Here is an 18,224-nt window from a genome sequence, read left to right on the forward strand (position 1 = left end):
ATTGGAAACCCACAAGAGTACCTTACACTGCAAAAAAAGCAACATTTTTATATTTTACCATCATTTCGATTCCATACTTCAAATGTTGCTTTTATTCTATTTTTTTTAATTTTAGTATCACAGCATAGAAACCAAAATCTTTCGTTCTCCCTGAAAAGGTTCCCTGCCATGGGCCGTTAAAACATTATCAAGAACAAGCAGATCTCCTTTCTTCCAAGTAAAACAAACACTATGTTTTCTTGTAACTTCTCTTATTTCATCGAGATACTCCAACGGAATAAAACTTCCATCACCAAAACATGCATATTGAGGCATACTCAATACATCATCCTCATAGCAATCCATCAAAGCTTCATATATTTGCGGCGGATTAGTTGAAGGGTGAAACTGATCGGCTTGATTGAACCAGACCCACTCAGAAGAAACATGATGTTGAACTATCGCTTGTCTATTTTCAATTAGTTGCAAGCTATTATTACTACGCCATTTTATATCAATTTGATTTAATCTGCAATGTTCTTCGACCTCATATTTATTATCTGTTTCAAAAGTCTTCTGCCAAGAAACACCGGCACCGGCACCACCATTAAGATTTCTGATGTACCGAACACCCTTACTTTTAAATTCGTTTAACAATTCCTCCGAAAGATCATTATATATCTTTCTACTATCAGCAATGACTGTACTCCCTCCCGTATGTGAAGGAACAGAACAGCAAAAAAATATAAACTTAGGCCAGTTACTTGCATAAGAAAGCTCATTGTGGAGAGAAATGAATAAATTTGGCGGATACTCAGTTGATGTATATATTTTATTATGCAGTTTAGTTCTTGGAGAGTTTCCTCCTACGTAATCCAGGCCATTCCCGGGGAAACTTGAAGTACACTCCTCCAAAGAAATTTCATTATCAACATCAAATCCTCTAAACAAAATTGCTCCATTGGTATGAGTCAATTTTATTATGACATCCATTTCTTCTTTAATAATTTCCTGAAGACTTCTTTTATCATCTTCTTTTTTACACCATATAAATGGCATATTCTCTTCTTTCTCTGACAACATTTAATATATTTATTTAGTTAAAAAACAACAATTTACTCCTGTCTCGATATACCTTTTTTCTTAATTCTTTTTCAAGAGCTCCTTAAGTATTATTCCTTCCTTAGATCTGTAATTTAAAAGAGAAAAAAAAGCATATTTTATTTTAAAGAAAAAACGTAAGAATTAACATTCTATAACTCAAATATAAAAGAATAATCTACATTAAAGAATAATCCTGCAAAATATTCACTCGTTACTTTCTTAAGCACACAGCTCTTCGGAGAACAAAAAAGCAATACAGTATTAATTATCAGTATTTTACAAAATAAAAAAAATCATCCTTAAAAACTAAAAAATAGCTCAAAGCACCATACATACATTCATTAAAACAATACCTCATCAAAACAATGTCCATTTTTAACCAAATACTATCTTCTACAATAATTTTAGATATCTTTGAATATTGAACGCCTTAGCAGACTCAAAACATATCAACCAAATTAATACGTTGAATAAGAGAACTTAGAGATACGAAACTTATCATAGCAAGAGAAATAAAACCAATTCTGCGATGAAACAAAACAATGATCGATGAAAAATAGCTTTTTAAAACTCCCTTACAAGCAATAAGCCCAATCATTTTCCGTTCGACAATCTAATGAAATCCTACTTTTCGCTACTTCTTACTTTTGTTCTCCCGTATTTTTGCATTGCGCAGATCGACACGACGTACATCAAGCCTTTTGAAAACAAAGCTTCCATAAGGACCTATTTGTCAATGAAATTCATTTCGTTACAACAGGAAACGGATGGAGACATTAAAAAATTCATGCCCAATACCCCCATGAGTTTGGGATTTGGTGTCTCTGTAAAAAACACCATAATCGATTTTAGTTACGGACAAGGTCTAAGCTTCCTGAAAGAAAAGGAAAAAGGAAAAACCAAAGCACTCGATTTTCAAATCCATAATTACGGACGAAAGTTCATTATTGATCTTTTCATTCAAAAATATCATGGTTTCTACACTGCCGACGATGCCGACAAAAACATACAATTATACCCTGATCTAAAAATCCAACAATATGGGGCCTTTGGACAGTATGTCTTTAATAACAAAAAATTCTCCTACAAAGCTGCTTTTGTACAAAACGAAAGGCAATTAAAATCTACAGGAAGCTTTCTGCTTGGCGGAGGCGTTTATTTTTCGAAAATAGGTTCCGACAGTTCTTTTGTATACAAATCTAGAAACTCATTGCGTAATTTTCAATTTGGTGTCAGCGGAGGTTATGCTTATACCTGGGCGATCAGCAAAAGATGGTTTACGAGCGGATCGGCAACAATAGGCGTCAATGTTGGTAGTGAAAGAATAAACGATTTTGGAAAACAAAAAATAGAAGTTTACCCAACATTTTTTCCCAGAGTTGCTTTTGGATACAACAAAGAGAAGTGGTCGCTTGGCTTATCCTATATCAACAATGCCATATTCTCTTCTTTCTCCGATAACAATAAAAGCAACATCGGCTTGTCTTCGGGGAATTTCCAGATTGGCGCAATCTGGCGGTTAAACACCAATCCTTTTTCAAGCAGGGAAAAATCAGAATAAAACAACCAGCGTTCTTCGTCTAAAGATGAAAAATGAACTCCAACCTGAAACTCCTACTTCTCCAAAAAGACCTTGCGTCTATTTACGATTTATCAAAAATTCTGCTACAGCCTCATAAGCCGGTAAAGAATATGGATCATTTGCAGCGTTACCCGCAACTGGATTTGATGCAAAACGTACAATAACCATATCGGCTTTCGGATCGATGTAAATGACTTGTCCATGTACACCACGCGCACAAAACGCTCCATGTGCATTATGAGTAATCCACCACATATTTCGATAACTCCATCCTTTTAAGAGAAAATATCCAGCTTTAGTAAACGCTTGTTTATTACCGCCTTTTTTAATGTCGTCGATCGCCGCTTTAGGAATAATCTGTTGCTTGCCTACTTTACCATTGTTTAAAATTAACTGACCAAAACGCGCCATGTCTCTCAAACCAAGATTAAAACCACCTCCGGCAAAAGGTGTCCCAATCGCATCGACAGAAAAATAACCATCTTGCTCCGCTCCTATTTTTCTCCATATTTTTTCAGAGAGCACCTCTGCCACTGTTTTTCCGGTAACTCTGGAAATTATCCATCCTAAAACATCCGAATTAACGGTTTTATACCCAAAGCCCTCTCCGTGAACTCCTTTTTTCTTAACTGTTGGCAAATATTCGTAATATGTTTTTGGCCCCATATAATCCTTAGGTTTTGGCAATGGGTTTCCGGCTGCCGAAAACCTCCATATTTCGGCATTAGGATCTGCATAGTCTTCGCTAAACTGTAGAGCAGTTGTCATGTCCATAATTTCTCTCACAGAAGCATCACCAAAGGCCGATTCTTTAAGTTCAGGAATGTAATAGGAAACCGTTTTTGTCGTGTCGATCAAACCTTCTTTTGCCAATATAATACCAAGTGTACCGGTAAACGATTTTGTAACAGACATCGCTGCATGCTGTCCGTCTACCGCTAAGGCTCCGAAGTACTTTTCGTATACAACTTTCCCATGATGCATCACAATCACACCATCGGCATAAACTTTTTGCAAAGATGCTTCCCAAGTCATCGCTTTTGTTTCCCCCAAAGGAAAAAACTTAATTTTATCAATATCTTTATTGCTGTTTTCTACTAATGGTATTGCTGCACCAAGTCCACGCGAAACATTTACTGTTGGCATAAACTGACGCATATGAGCCACGCTCCATCGAAGAGCCGGAAACTGAAAAAAGCTTCCATCCTCAAATCGCGGAATCTTATTATCCGGCGGCGGAGAACCTTTCATCCATCCCATCATTATTGGATCACTCTGTGCAGCATCCAAATACATTGTTTTTTCCTGGGCAGCGGTGGTGTTACTCCAAAAAAACATCAAACTAAATAAAAACGGAGGCAAAAAAAAGACTTGTTTCATATTATTCTACATTAATTAAGGAGCAGTAAAAAAATAGGATGTCATTACACTTTCCATTCAATTTAACGATAGAAAAAACATAACGACATATGCTAAGTTAAGAACTTAATTTCAAACACCTTATGAATCCTATCAAATTTCTACCCCTAACGAGTGTATAAAACCTCTAGATTTAGCCAAAAAAATAATGAATATTTCATAAACGAACTTCTCTTACAAAACAAAAACTTCACTAAATTCGTTTCCGAATTATTAACCTACTAACCTAATCCCAAATTGGTTTATGAAAAAATTTCTATTATTATCATTTCTTATGATCACTTGCTCTACCTGGGCACAATCCGCAACCGGCTATTTTGACAAAGCCATAAAAAAGGCCGAAGCCGGTAATACTAAAGGAGCAATTGCCGATTACACGAAAGCCATCAGTATGAATTCAAAATTTGTCGAAGCTTATCAAAATCGTGGTGTTGCAAAACTAAAGCTCAACGACCTCAAAGGAGCTCTGGCTGATTTTAGCAAAACCATCGATCTGGATAGTATGAATGCCGATGCTTTTACCGGAAGAGCCAACGTAAACTATAAATTAATGAATTTCAAAGAGGCTGTTGCAGACTGTACCTCATCTCTAGGGTTGAACCCAAAAGATTATATCGCTTACAATCTGAGAGCTTTGGCTTATAACAAGATGGGCGACCAAAAAAATGCCTGCAAAGATTTCACAAAAGCAATCGAATTAGGCAGCCAAAGCGCTATCAAAAACAAAGCAACTTTTTGTAAATAGAGAGTAATCTTAAAACAATAAACACCAAAGCAATCTGTAGAAATTATATTTACAGATTGCTTTTTCTTTACAGCCCATTTTCTGGTCTGAAAGATATTTTTACTTTTGTTACTTAAACCAAACAGCAATGGCACTTCTCAAAAAAATAAACCAAAAAGCACAAACCGACATCAATTCTGGTTTTGGGTCGAATGCAAACAGCTACGGAGGTCGTTTTGTAAACAAAAATGAAACTCCAAATGTCGAAAAAAGGGGGATGCACCTGCTTCGTCGTATTAGCTGGTACCATACCATGATCGACATGCCAAACTGGAAATTCATGTTTATTTTGTTTGCTTTTTACATTGGAATCAATTTTCTTTTTGCGATTGCCTATTATGCGATCGGAATTGAACATCTTGACGGAATCAAACAGTCTGAAAGTGTACTGACTCAGTTTGGACAAGCTTACTTTTTTAGCGCGCAGACTTTTACTACTGTGGGTTACGGACACATTAGCCCTACCGGATTTTTAACGAGTGCTCTTTCTTCCGCCGAAGCCCTGATTGGGTTACTGAGCTTCGCAATAGCAACGGGTTTATTCTTTGGAAGATTTAGTAAACCAACCGCTTTTTTAAAATTTGCCGACCATGCCTTAATTTCTCCTTATGGCGACAAAAAAGGTCTAATGATACGCCTTGTCCCTTTTAAAAACACCAATTTTACAGATGCAAAAGCCAAAATGACTCTAGGATTAAACCTGGAAGAAAACGGTATAAAAACCAACAAATTTTATAGCTTAGATCTGGAACTTGAACACATAAATGCACTTTCATTAAGCTGGACTCTAGTGCATCCCATAACCGAAAACAGTCCTTTATACAATTTTACTAAGGAAGATTTTGAAAAAACACATGGTGAAATATTGGTTTTCATTACCACTTTTGACGATATGTACAGTAATACTGTTGCCGCAAGAACTTCCTATACTTTTGATGAACTAATTTATGGGGCCAAATTTGAAACCATGTACAACAGAAGTAAAGATGGTTCCAGAACCATCCTTCATTTAGACAAATTAAACGATTACCAATCGGTAAACCTCTAGCAATCTATGATTTCACTCAAGTTATAAAGGTAATTTGAGATTTTATTCTATTTTTGTTCAATAAATAGCCAATAATGATAAACAACATTAAAACTGTTTTCAGCATAAAAGATCTTGAAAACTTATCCGGGATAAAAGCGCATACCATTCGTATCTGGGAAAAAAGATACAATATCTTAGAACCGATGCGTACTGACACCAATATCAGGCTTTATAATTTACAAAATCTGCAAAAACTCTTAAACATAACATTATTACACGAATACGGCTATAAAATATCCAAAATAGCGACCTATCCAGAAGAAAAAATCCCTCAACTGGTTCGCGAAATTATCTCGAAGAAAAACTCACAGAATTATGCCATTACTTCTTTTAAGATGGCAATGATGAATTTTGATCAGGAAATCTTCTTCAATACTTTTGACTGGCTTATTTCCGAAAAATCATTTCGGGAAGTTTTCAAAGATCACTTTCTTCCTCTACTAAAAGAATTGGGATTATTATGGCAATCCGAAACCATAACTCCGGCCAATGAGCATTTCATGAGTCACCTCATCAAGCAGAAAATCTTAATTTATACCGAGAGTCTTCAAATTCTAAAGCCAACTAAAACCAACAGGATTTTTGTACTCTCGCTGCCTCTAAATGAAATTCACAAAATAGGGTTGCTTTATCTGCAATACGAAATTTTACTAAATGGATACAAAACCATCTATTTGGGCGAAAGTATGCCTATCGAAAACCTGCAGGATTTAACCAAACATTTTGAAAACATCACGTTTGTCTCTTTTATGACTATTCAGCCCGATCGCAACGTAATCAATCAGTATGTAAAATCGATGGGACAAAAACTACTTCAAAAAAACAATGAAATCTGGCTTATGGGTAATATGGTCGAACATATCGATCAGAAAGTTTTATCCGAAAGAATACGAGTTTTCGATTCAATGGAAGAAACTATCAGCATGCTGTAATATTTTTGTTTAGAGTTTTTGTATATTTGTTAAACAAATGAAAAAAACAATAGCAATAATAGGATCAGGCTTCTCTTCTCTAGCTGCTTCGTGTTACCTCGCGCAACAAGGTAATACAGTAACTATTTATGAAAAAAATGAGACTATTGGAGGTAGAGCCAGACAATATAAAAAAGACGGCTTTACTTTCGACATGGGACCAAGCTGGTATTGGATGCCGGATGTTTTTGAACGTTTCTTTCTGGATTTCAATAAAAAAACGTCCGATTATTACGAGCTCATAAAACTCAATCCAGCTTACAGAGTCTATTTTGGTTTAAATGATTTCATTAGCATCTCTGATAATTTAGACGAAATAAAAAACACCTTCGAGCAAATCGAAACCGGAAGCGGTAAAAAACTAGAAAATTTCATTCGTAAGGCACAGAACAATTATGATATTGCCATTAAGAATTTAGTGTATCGTCCCGGAGTTTCAGCACTCGAATTAATTACACTCGAGACTACTTTAAAACTAAATCAGTTTTTAAGTACTGTTAGTGCCGACATCCGAAAGCAATTCAAGAATGAAAAACTAATACAAATTCTGGAATTTCCTGTTTTGTTTTTAGGTGCGAAGCCTACAAAAACACCTTCTTTTTACAATTTTATGAATTATGCCGATTTTGGTTTAGGAACTTGGCATCCAAAAACCGGAATGCACGATGTCGTACGCGGAATTGAAAAACTGGCCCTGGAATTAGGAGTCACCATTAAAACCAACGCCGCGATTGAAAAGATTGTCGTAAAAGACAAAACAGCAACGGCACTTTTAATTGATGGAAAAACGATAGAAGCGGATGTTATTTTAAGCGGTGCCGACTATCACCATACCGAAACTTTACTGGATACTGAACATCGCGCTTATTCGGAAAAATATTGGGAGAGTCGCACTTTTGCTCCCTCTTCGCTTTTATTTTTTGTGGGATTCAATAAAAAAATAGAAAACGTCACACATCACTCTTTATTTTTTGATGTTGACTTTAACCAACATGCCATTGATATCTACGACGAGCCTAAATGGCCTGACGAACCTCTATTTTATGCTAATTTCCCCTCTAAAACAGATCCATCTGTCGCGCCGCTAGGAATGGAAAGCGGTTTTTTCCTCATTCCGTTAGCACCTGGAATACAAGATAATGGAGCACTTCGTGAAAAGTATTTTGAAAAAATAATTTCCAGATTTGAACAATTGACCAATCAACAAATAAAAAATAGCATTATATTTAAGAGATCTTTTTGTAAGAATGATTTTGTTGAAGATTACAATGCCTATAAAGGAAATGCCTACGGAATGGCTAATACATTATTACAAACCGCTTTTCTAAGGCCAAAACTAAAAAGTAAAAAAGTTCGTAATTTATATTTCACCGGACAGCTAACTGTTCCCGGACCAGGTGTTCCGCCTGCTTTAATTTCAGGAAAACTAGTAGCTGACCTAATTCAAAAATCTTTTAGATCTTAACCATGAAATCACTATTCGACACTGTTTCTTTCAAATGCAGCAAACTGGTTACCCAAAGTTACAGCACCTCATTTTCACTGGCAGTCAAAATGTTGTCGCCGGGTATTCGCGATGCGATTTACAGCATTTATGGATTTGTACGTTTTGCTGATGAAATTGTCGATTCTTTTCATGGCTTTGAAAAAGAAAATCTCATCTCTGATTTCGAAAAAGAATATTACAAAGCGATGCAAACAGGGATCAGTCTTAACCCTATTCTCAACTCTTTTCAGCATACCGTAAAACAGTACAATATCACTGACGATCTAATTCAGGCATTTTTAAAAAGCATGAAACTAGATCTTATCAAATCAAGTTATCCTACTCAAACCGAATATGAAGAATATATTTATGGCTCGGCTGATGTGGTAGGCTTAATGTGCCTGAAAGTTTTTGTAAAAGGGAATGAACAAAAATACGAGCAACTCAAAAATGAAGCGACACGACTGGGATCAGCCTTTCAGAAAGTGAATTTCCTGCGAGATTTAAAAGATGATAATTTGATTTTAAACCGAAATTATTTTCCAGGTGTAGATTTAAATTCTTTTGATGAAGAAGCTAAAACCACCATCATCGCCGAAATTGAAGAAGATTTCAGAATCGCATATCAAGGTATCATAAAACTGCCTATCGAAGCCAAATTCGGTGTTTATACTGCCTATATTTACTATAGGAAACTGCTTCAAAAGCTCAAAAATACCCCTTATTATGAGATTGGAAATTCGAGAATCAGAGTATCTAACTATACGAAAGCCGGCCTTTTAGCACAATCGTTTGTAACGTATAAATTAAAATTAGTTTAAAAACAATTTCGAACACATAGAAACTATACAAAATGATTTCTTTTCTGATCTTTTTAGGTGTCTTTTTATTCATGGAATGTGTGACCTGGCTTACGCATAAATTCGTCATGCATGGATTTATGTGGTATTTTCACGCCGATCATCATCAGCCTAAATACGAACACCTCTTTGAACGCAATGATATCTTTTTTGTCATCTTTGCTATTCCGAGTATCGTCTTGTTTTATTTTGGTGTTCAGGGCGGATTCAACTATTTATTTTTCATTGCCTGCGGAGTAACACTCTATGGTGCCTGTTATTTTTTAATTCACGATGTTCTTATCCACCAGCGTTTTAAATGGTTTAAAAACACCAAAAACAAATACTTGATTGGCTTGCGAAAAGCACATAAAATACACCACAAGCACTTAGGCAAAGAGGACGGGGAATGTTTCGGAATGTTGTTTGTTCCTTTTAAATATTATAAAATTTAAATTGATTTTATGAAAGTATACAAAATAGAAACCGTACAGCATGTAAACGCTACTGTTGAAGAATGTTGGGATTTTTTTTCAAGTCCGAAAAATCTCCAAACGATAACACTGGATAATATGAGTTTCGAAATTCAGGATTTTGACAACAAACGCATGTATCCCGGGCAAATTATCACCTATACTTTAAAACCTCTTTTGGGCATTAAAATTAACTGGATGACAATCATCACTGTTTCAAAAGAAAACCAATATTTTGTCGACGAACAGCGATTTGGCCCTTACGCTTTATGGCATCACAAACACTTTTTCGAGCCCACAACAACCGGAACAAAAATGATTGATGTGGTGCATTACGCTTTACCATTAGGGTATCTGGGTAGGGTCATGAACAGTCTTATTGTTAAAAATAAACTCAAAACTATTTTTGATTATCGCTATAACAAAATCGAAGAGCTTTTTAATTCAAAAGCCTAAATCATCAATACTCTTTTATCGCAGACCAAAAGGATTTTAAAATGCTCTTAACTGTGACAAAAAATTCAAGTAGCAAACAACACAATGACAAAACAAAAAATTTCCTTTTTCTGGTTCCGACGCGATTTGCGTTTAGAAGACAATACGGGCTTATTTCATGCCCTGCAATCGGGATTTCCGGTAATTCCGTTGTTTATTTTTGACGATGAAATTCTGGAAAACCTTCCGAAAAAGGATGCGCGCGTTCATTTCATTTTTGATTCGCTTCAAAAAATAAACGAACAACTAAAAGCAATTGATTCTTCTGTTTTAATTAAAAAAGGAACTACGATCAATGTCTGGAATGCCCTTATAACCGAATTTGACATTCAGCATATTTTCTTCAATAAGGACTACGAACCTTTTGCTATCAAACGTGACAACTCTATTCAGCAATTATTAGCACAAAATAATGTCGCAGCTCACTCCTTTAAAGATCATGTGATTTTTGAAGAGAAAGAAATCACAAAGGCCGACGGACTTCCGTACACCATTTATACGCCTTATAAAAACAAGTGGCTTGAAAAATACCATCTTTTAGGACAAGCGCCTGAGTTTGACACAAAACCCTGGTACGGGAGCTTCAGCAAAAATCAGTTTACCTTTCCGGAACTAGCTGAAATTGGTTTTGAAAAAAGTGACATAAAAGTACTTCTTCCAGATTTAAGCCAAATTTCCAATTATAAAGAAACACGTGATTTCCCTGCTTTAGACAGTACTTCCTACCTTTCACCGCATTTGCGTTTTGGAACAGTTAGTACACGCAAACTCGTCAATTGGGCCAATCGAAAGAACCAAACCTTTTTGAGCGAGTTGATTTGGAGAGAATTTTTCATCCAAATTTTATTCAGTTTCCCGAATGTTGTGAACCACAACTTCAAGTCGGCTTATGATGGTATTCAGTGGCGTAATAACGAAGAAGATTTTAAACGCTGGTGCTCCGGGACTACAGGTTACCCAATGGTCGATGCCGGAATGCGTCAGCTAAATGAAACGGGTTATATGCACAACAGGGTGCGTATGGTGGTCGCCAGTTTTTTATGCAAACATTTACTCATTAACTGGCAATGGGGCGAAGCTTACTTTGCCGAAAAATTACTGGATTTTGAACTGGCTTCCAATGTCGGGAACTGGCAGTGGGCAGCGGGAACAGGCTGTGATGCCGCTCCTTATTTTAGAGTTTTCAATCCCGAAATTCAACAAAAAAAGTTTGACGAAAAAGGAATCTACATCCGTAAATGGATTCCGGAATTTGATTTAGGGTACAATGAACCTATGGTAGATCATGCTTTTGCCCGGGATCGGGCGATCGAAACTTATAAAAAGGGAATTTTGAGATAGTTTTTTTGTTTCAGGTTTCAAGTTTCTGGTTACAAAAAACTTGAAACTTGAAACCTGAAACATTTTTTTAATACTTCACATAATTCTCTACTACAATCTTTGCTTTCAAATCAAACATCAGATTGTACAAACCGAAGAAGGTTCTGTTCATATAAATAAAATGTTTGGATCCTCGGTTCCCGTTCATTTTTTTAAGATTGGTATCGTTGGTAAATCGCTCCCCTAATTTGGCAATATTTTCAAAGAAAGTCTCATCGGCAAAATCAAAAGTCTCGTCCTGAAAAGGTTTGGTAAAAAGGGATAATAGATCATGAAACATTTCTGTAAAATATTCGATCTCTGAAGCCGAATCATCTGGACGAAGGATTTCCAGTTCGAATAATTTTTGATTGAAAAGCGTTTCGTCGGTGATTACGTTTTTATTGATTAGTTCAAAGTAGGGCACATAAAAATCATCCGGAATTTGCTTCATACAGCCAAAATCAAGCGCAATCAGCTGATTATTTTCATCTACAAGAAAATTTCCCGGATGCGGATCGGCATGCACTTTTCTTAAAACATGAATTTGATACATATAAAAATCCCACAGTGCCTGACCTATTTTGTCTCCCACTTCCCGATCTGTATTTTTAGCGGTGAACTCCGAAAGATGAATTCCACTCATCCAATCCATCGTTATGATTTTCTCTGAAGAGAACTCAGGGTAATAATTAGGAAAAAGTATGTTTTCGATTTTACTGCAGGCTTGTACTACTTCCTGACTTTGTTGAAGTTCCAGTAAATAATTGGTTTCTTCAATCAGTTTGTCTTCAACTTCTTTAAAATATTTATCAGAATCTTTTCCCTTTAAATTAAACATTCTAATCGCGATAGGCTTTACCAAAGCCAAATCAGAAGAAATGCTATTGGCAACACCCGGATACTGAATTTTAACTGCGAGTTTTTTACCATCTTTAACCGCCAAATGCACCTGACCAATACTGGCAGCATTGACAGAATTGGCATTAAATTCATCAAAAATCTCGTAGGGTGTTTTCCCAAAATTGGTTTTAAACGTTTTCAAAACCAAAGGGGCTGATAACGGCGGAACAGAAAATTGCGATAACGAAAATTTCTCCACATAAGCCTGAGGCAAAAAGTTTTTATCCATGCTCAGCATTTGAGCGACTTTAAGCGCGCTTCCTTTCAGGCTTTTGAGCCCGTCATAAATATCTTCTGCATTATTTTCGTTCAATTTATCACGGGTCAAATCTGAGTTTACCATTTTCTCAGCATAATGCTTGATATAGTTTACTCCAATCTTTGCACCGGTTTGCACTAATTTACTGGCTCGTTCTATTTTTGAGGTAGGGATATAATCGATCGTTTTCATTACTTGCTGTATATTTTCTCTTTAAACAGAAATTTTCCAAAATCTATCAAATGATTCATTGGGGCGACATTCATCAGTTCGAAGGATGCATTGACCGATTTCTCGATAAAAATATCTGTTTTTTCAAATGCCGCAGACGAATCTTCTATCCAAAATTTTATTGTCATCATCAATTGCAACCAAGCTGATTCCTGAAGGGCTTTTTCCTGAAATTTTTGAAATTTTTCCTGTTCCAGTCGGTAATCATCAGTAAGTATTTCCGACACATATTCTTTAAACGCCTCACGAAGCGAAGTCAGTTGTACTAAATTTTTAAGCGGATTCCTGTCAATTTTCAGAGCTTGCAGCACATAGCTTCTGTTGGCCGTTAAAATCTCAAAAAAAGTAAAGTAAAAACTCAGCATTTTATTTTTCATGTCATACTCCTGATAATCTGCATTTTTATGCAACAAATCAATCGTATTCGCAAAAAACAATCTGAATATTTCTTTTTCTAAACCTTCCAATGTTCCAAAAAAAGCATAAAACTCAGCTTCAGTAAAATCATTTTCTTTTGCAAAATGATATACCGATTTTGGTTTTTGCCCCTTTTCTAAAACTTCATCCATATATTTTGAAACGATATCTTCTCTTGTAATAGTCTTATTTTTAGTCGCCATTTCATTAAAATTTAGAATTTGCCTTAAAGGTAAGGAATGTTTAAGTACCTTTACTTTGCCTTAAACAAAATGCACTGTTAAATATATTATAAACTATCATGGCAAAGAATGTTTTACTAACCGGAGGCACTGGATTTGTTGGAAAACAACTAACCGATCTACTCATTGACAGTGGTTTTACCGTATCGATTTTGAGTCGTACTGCCCGAGAAAACACCTCATTAATCACCTATTATAAATGGAATTTAAAAAGTGATTATATTAACGAAGAAGCTATTCTTCAGGCTGATTACATCATTCATTTAGCAGGTGAAGGAATCGTTGAAAAAAGATGGACCAAAAGACGTAAAAAAGTCATTTTAGAGAGTCGTGTACAACCCATCGATCTGATTTTTTCAATCTTAAAGAAAAACAATAAAGTACTGGATGCTTTTATCTCTGCTTCGGCGGTTGGAATTTACGGAGCCATTACTAGTTCTACTATTTGTACAGAGGATAGCCCTCCCGCAAATGATTTCTTAGGCCTAACCTGTGTTAAATGGGAACAGGCAGTAGATAAAATTAATGCTTTAGGTATCCGAACTGCTAAACTAAGAACCGGAATTGTTTTGGGAAGAAATGAAGGATTTCTAAAAAAACTTGGGCCTAATTTTAAAAATGGTTTTGGTGTAGTGCTGGGCACAGGAAAACAATACCTCCCCTGGATTCATATTGAAGACTTATGTCAGATTTACTTAAAAGCGCTTACAGACGAAAATATAAAAGGTCCGTATAATGCCTGCATCACAGACAATACTACGAACCTTAGTTTTTCAAAATCACTTGCCAATTTATACGGTTATAAAATCTGGCTCCCAAAAGTACCTGCCTTTATTCTTAAAATTATTTTAGGCGAAATGAGCGAAGCTGTCCTGAAAGGACAACGGGTTTCATCTGAAAAAATACAAAAGACAGGATTGGAATTTCAGTTTACCGATTTAGAAAGCGCGCTGGTTAGCTGCTCGAATTAGGCTTTACTTTAAAGTTAAATACATTGGATCTCCACCTCTGACCACTCCGATTAATTCGGTATTCACTGTTTTAGAAATCTTAGCCGCTATTCTGTTCGGGATTTCTATATTAAAATCTGAAATTAAAATAGGGAAATCTGAAACAATCTGGATTCCGTCTCCTACTTTTTTGATTAAGGCATTTACGATAATCATTTTCGATTTTCCCCGTAGTACCAGCTTGCCTTTGATTTGATATTCTTTTTCGATTTCGTCTATATCTTTTAAATCAAATTTTTCAATTTTCCCTTTAAAAACAGCTTTTGGGTAACGATGACTCTCCATATAGTTTTCGTTAAAATGTTCCTGCATCAGGTCTAATTTAAATCGAAAATCTTTAACAACAACGGTACAAATAAATGTACTTGTTCGAGGCTCCACAACAATTGTGACCTGTCTGTTTACCGCTTTTACATCTTCAAAAAAGGGCACCGAAGCTTCAAAATTTATGCTTGCGGTACTGGTAAAAAGTTTATCCTGGGCAATAACGGAATAAGCAATAAACAGTAAAACTAATAATGTAATTTTTTTCATAATCGTTAAGAATTAAACAATTATGTCATTCGATTTTTTCTTATTTTAAGAAGAGAAATAACTGGACTTAATATGAGCTTAAAAAAAATAGAATGGCAGTACTCCGTGAAAAAACAGTAACCCAATCATTTATACTTAAAGTTACGATTTTTTCAGCAGTACGGTTGCCGATTTTTGCTAAATATTTGTGAATGTTTCACTTACCAAAAAGAGCTCCTGAAAGGCTACAGTGTGGGCGCAAGTATAAAAAATTTCACGAATTGCTACTAATTTGTTTGCGAAATTAACTTCACAAACAAGGTTAACCGATTAGAATTTGTGCAAATTCGTGGAATTTGTGTTCAGTCTTTAGCCCTAAAGAGACCATACAAACTGCCATCAATAGAACTGAAGCTTCATAATGCTCTTACTGCACAGGAGTACAGATTTCGATTAAAAACCCATCCAAATCACGCACATAAGCGACGATTTGCCCCCATGGTTTCTGAGTAGGTTCCTTTACTAATAGCGCTCCTGAAGAAGTTGCTTTCGCTACCAAATCCTCTACATTATCGGTTATAAAACCCAATTCGATAGCAAAAGGTTTCTCCTCCAGTTTACTTTCAATAAAACCATCTTTTAGATTTTGCACAGCTAATTTTTTTGAAGCAAACGAAATGGTAGTCTCGCCTGTACTCAATTCGCCATAATCTCCCTCAGGAGTTACAAATTTTCTTGAAAATCCAAATGCATTTTCATAAAACAACATGGACTTTTCTACTTCTTCGACATATAAAATTGTATATCCAAACTTTACCATTTGTATTTGATTTGATTGTAAAATATCTTAATTGGGTGTGACGGACATAAAAAATCTTCTAACACATAGAAACATAGATTTTCTAACCGAAAAAGGCGTTTCACTTGTAATAAAACGCAGAATGTTATGCCAAAGGAAGGAATGTGTTTCTCTTGTAAATATTTTTCACATCTCACTTCCCACATTTCACATCTCACATTTCACATCCTAAAGCCTTATCCTAGTGAATCTCTAAAAGCACATTATACTGATCTAAGCTTGCGAGATCTTCGATAGAATTAACATCTGTCATTCGCGCATGTTCTTCGACTTCTTTCTTAGATTCAATTTGTTTGATGCATTTTCTAAAGCGTCTCACCTCTTCTAAATTTGATAATATAAGCCCAGGAACAGGTACACTCTTTCCTTCGTTGTCTTTAGCCACCATTGTAAAATAGGAAGAATTGCAATGTTTGATTGCTCCGGTCTGAATGTTTTCGGCTTCCACACGAATCCCTACAATCATAGAACTTCTTCCAACGTAGTTTACCGATGCTTTCATGGTCACCAATTCTCCAACCTCAATCGGTTTTAAGAAATTTACAGTATCAACAGAAGCGGTCACACAATAATTACCGCTAAACTTTGAGGCCGATGCAAAAGCAATCTGATCTAATAGCTGCAAAATATATCCTCCATGGATTTTTCCGCTAAAATTGGTATGCGATGGCAGCATTAATTCTGAAATACTTATTTTCGATGAAGAAACGGGTTTAAAATCTGCAGTCATATATTTTTATTTGTAGTTAAACGGAAAAGTTTTTTGTAGACAGTCCTGATGAAACCGTATCCAGTATCAAGACTTTTATATTTCTATTTTAGTTTAGAGATTGATTTTCATCTGAATTTGAAGCTCTTGTAATAATATTTTCAGGAAGTGACTTTTTGGCCTTCGCTCCCATTTTCTTTAATTTTTCGACACTTGAAATTAAATTTCCTCTTCCGTCTACGAGCTTGCTCATGGCATTTTCGTACTCCGTTTTAGTATCTTTTATTTTATTACCTATTCGTACCAGATCTGTTACAAAACCTTCAAATTTGTCGTACAGGGCTCCTGCCTGTCTGGCAATTTCAAAGGCGTTTTCCTGTTGCTTTTGGTTCGCCCACATACTGTCAATCGTTCGTAAAGTTGCCAGTAAGGTTGTAGGGGTAACAATAACAATGTTTCTGTCAAATGCTTTATTGTACAAAGTCGAATCTTCGTTTAAAGCAATCGCAAACGCTGGTTCAATCGGAATGAACAACAACACAAAATCCGGACTCTCAATTTGATACAAATCGTGGTAATTTTTACTCCCTAATTGCTCGACATGTCTTTTAATGGAATTTACATGTTCTTTGAGAAAATCCATTTTTAGGAGCTCTGATTCTTCATTGATCCATTTTTCGTAGGCTACCAGAGAAACTTTAGAATCAACAATCATCTTTTTACCATCGGGCAGATTGATTACAACATCGGGTAAAACCCTGTTCCCTTCGGCATTGGTAAAGCTTTGCTGCACTTCGTATTCTCTTCCTTTTTCTAAACCTGATTTTTCTAAAACACGTTCCAGAACCAATTCCCCCCAGTTTCCCTGCATTTTACTGTCGCCTTTCAAAGCTTTGGTTAAATTTAAGGTCTCTTTACTCATTTGGGCGTTCATTTCACTCAGTCCCAAAATCTGCTGACGCAAAGCCGCATGGTAATCAATACTCTCTTTGTGTGTTTGTTCTACCTTTTGTTCAAAACCCTGAATTTTATCCTGTAACGGCAATAGGATACTTTTCATGTTTTCACTGTTTTGTTCGGTAAATTTTGCTGATTTTTCTTCCAGAATTTTATTGGCCAAATTTTCAAACTCCTTGGTAAACTTCTCCTGTAGTTCGCTTACTTCGTTCTTTTGTTCTTTGTGGCGTTCCCACAAGTTTTCAAAATCTACTTCTTTTTTAGAAAGCTGAATAGCCAGACTGTCTTTTTCGGTTCGTATATTTTCTTTTTCTAAACTGTTGGAATGAAGCTGTTTCTCGAAACTTCTTCTTTCGTTTTCAAACTGCTCTTTCTGTACCTGTAATTGATTGACAATTGCCTTCAGCCTCTCTTCCAGACTTACTTTTTCGGATTGAAATCGTGCGGCAAACAACAATTTCCCTAAGTATAACCCTAAGCATAACGCTACTACAAAAGCCAACAAGTACGGAAGAAGTTCAGACATAATTTTGTTTTTATACG

General features: G+C 35.8%; 18 protein-coding genes. 10 read left to right on the forward strand and 8 right to left on the reverse strand.

What is annotated here, in order from left to right:
• Positions 1-117 precede the first annotated feature (117 nt).
• Positions 118-1,062: a TauD/TfdA family dioxygenase gene (locus AC3IS6_RS00300; RefSeq protein WP_489162708.1), complete on the reverse strand. Its 945-nt coding sequence runs from the start codon at positions 1,060-1,062 to the stop codon at positions 118-120.
• A gap of 637 nt (positions 1,063-1,699) precedes the next feature.
• On the opposite strand from AC3IS6_RS00300, the gene AC3IS6_RS00305 reads away from it, so the two are divergent.
• Positions 1,700-2,644 carry a DUF4421 family protein gene (locus AC3IS6_RS00305; protein WP_489162710.1) on the forward strand — a complete coding sequence of 315 codons (945 nt, stop codon included), beginning with the start codon at positions 1,700-1,702 and terminating at the stop codon, positions 2,642-2,644.
• A 78-nt stretch (positions 2,645-2,722) separates the two neighbouring features.
• Here the strand turns inward: AC3IS6_RS00305 and AC3IS6_RS00310 are convergent, their stop codons facing one another.
• Positions 2,723-4,045 (reverse strand): serine hydrolase domain-containing protein, encoded by a 1,323-nt coding sequence (locus tag AC3IS6_RS00310; protein ID WP_489162712.1) that lies wholly within the window; start codon positions 4,043-4,045, stop codon positions 2,723-2,725.
• Positions 4,046-4,328: 283 nt separating this feature from the next.
• Here AC3IS6_RS00310 and AC3IS6_RS00315 point away from each other — a divergent pair, with 283 nt between their 5' ends.
• From AC3IS6_RS00315 to AC3IS6_RS00350, 8 genes are all read left to right on the forward strand, one after another.
• Positions 4,329-4,829, forward strand: coding sequence for a tetratricopeptide repeat protein (locus tag AC3IS6_RS00315; RefSeq protein WP_246253266.1), 501 nt, complete (start codon positions 4,329-4,331; stop codon positions 4,827-4,829).
• 127 nt (positions 4,830-4,956) lie between these two features.
• Positions 4,957-5,916 carry an ion channel gene (locus AC3IS6_RS00320; protein ID WP_489162713.1) on the forward strand — a complete coding sequence of 320 codons (960 nt, stop codon included), beginning with the start codon at positions 4,957-4,959 and terminating at the stop codon, positions 5,914-5,916.
• Positions 5,917-5,990: 74 nt separating this feature from the next.
• A complete protein-coding gene (locus tag AC3IS6_RS00325) occupies positions 5,991-6,890 on the forward strand; it encodes a MerR family transcriptional regulator (protein ID WP_173967592.1) in 900 nt (299 codons plus the stop codon).
• A gap of 37 nt (positions 6,891-6,927) precedes the next feature.
• On the forward strand, positions 6,928-8,394 hold the full coding sequence (locus AC3IS6_RS00330; RefSeq protein ID WP_489162716.1) for a phytoene desaturase family protein: 1,467 nt from the start codon (positions 6,928-6,930) through the stop codon (positions 8,392-8,394).
• Positions 8,395-8,396: 2 nt separating this feature from the next.
• Positions 8,397-9,236: a phytoene/squalene synthase family protein gene (locus tag AC3IS6_RS00335; RefSeq protein WP_489162718.1), complete on the forward strand. Its 840-nt coding sequence runs from the start codon at positions 8,397-8,399 to the stop codon at positions 9,234-9,236.
• Positions 9,237-9,268: 32 nt separating this feature from the next.
• On the forward strand, positions 9,269-9,709 hold the full coding sequence (locus AC3IS6_RS00340) for a sterol desaturase family protein (RefSeq protein ID WP_489162720.1): 441 nt from the start codon (positions 9,269-9,271) through the stop codon (positions 9,707-9,709).
• Between the two features lie 9 nt (positions 9,710-9,718).
• Positions 9,719-10,183: an SRPBCC family protein gene (locus AC3IS6_RS00345; RefSeq protein ID WP_489162722.1), complete on the forward strand. Its 465-nt coding sequence runs from the start codon at positions 9,719-9,721 to the stop codon at positions 10,181-10,183.
• Positions 10,184-10,267: 84 nt separating this feature from the next.
• Positions 10,268-11,563 (forward strand): cryptochrome/photolyase family protein, encoded by a 1,296-nt coding sequence (locus AC3IS6_RS00350; protein ID WP_489162724.1) that lies wholly within the window; start codon positions 10,268-10,270, stop codon positions 11,561-11,563.
• 67 nt (positions 11,564-11,630) lie between these two features.
• Here the strand turns inward: AC3IS6_RS00350 and AC3IS6_RS00355 are convergent, their stop codons facing one another.
• Positions 11,631-12,935, reverse strand: a complete 1,305-nt coding sequence (locus tag AC3IS6_RS00355; RefSeq protein WP_489162725.1) for an ABC1 kinase family protein — start codon at positions 12,933-12,935, stop codon at positions 11,631-11,633.
• A complete protein-coding gene (locus tag AC3IS6_RS00360) occupies positions 12,935-13,594 on the reverse strand; it encodes a TetR family transcriptional regulator C-terminal domain-containing protein (RefSeq protein ID WP_489162727.1) in 660 nt (219 codons plus the stop codon). The genes AC3IS6_RS00355 and AC3IS6_RS00360 overlap by 1 nt, the downstream gene beginning before the upstream one ends.
• A gap of 98 nt (positions 13,595-13,692) precedes the next feature.
• Between AC3IS6_RS00360 and AC3IS6_RS00365 the strand changes: the two genes are divergently transcribed.
• Positions 13,693-14,604: a TIGR01777 family oxidoreductase gene (locus AC3IS6_RS00365; RefSeq protein WP_489162729.1), complete on the forward strand. Its 912-nt coding sequence runs from the start codon at positions 13,693-13,695 to the stop codon at positions 14,602-14,604.
• 3 nt (positions 14,605-14,607) lie between these two features.
• Here AC3IS6_RS00365 and AC3IS6_RS00370 read toward each other — a convergent pair whose 3' ends face one another.
• The 4 genes from AC3IS6_RS00370 to AC3IS6_RS00385 form a co-directional block, all read right to left on the reverse strand.
• Complete coding sequence (locus tag AC3IS6_RS00370; protein ID WP_489162730.1) at positions 14,608-15,177, reverse strand: YceI family protein; 570 nt, start codon at positions 15,175-15,177, stop codon at positions 14,608-14,610.
• A gap of 406 nt (positions 15,178-15,583) precedes the next feature.
• Entirely contained in the window at positions 15,584-15,976 is a 393-nt protein-coding gene (locus AC3IS6_RS00375; protein ID WP_489162732.1) for a VOC family protein, read from the reverse strand.
• A gap of 220 nt (positions 15,977-16,196) precedes the next feature.
• Entirely contained in the window at positions 16,197-16,745 is a 549-nt protein-coding gene (locus AC3IS6_RS00380; RefSeq protein WP_489162734.1) for an acyl-CoA thioesterase, read from the reverse strand.
• A gap of 88 nt (positions 16,746-16,833) precedes the next feature.
• Entirely contained in the window at positions 16,834-18,207 is a 1,374-nt protein-coding gene (locus AC3IS6_RS00385; protein ID WP_489162736.1) for a DNA recombination protein RmuC, read from the reverse strand.
• Positions 18,208-18,224: the final 17 nt, after the last annotated feature.

Source organism: Flavobacterium sp. KH_035, from assembly GCF_057839565.1.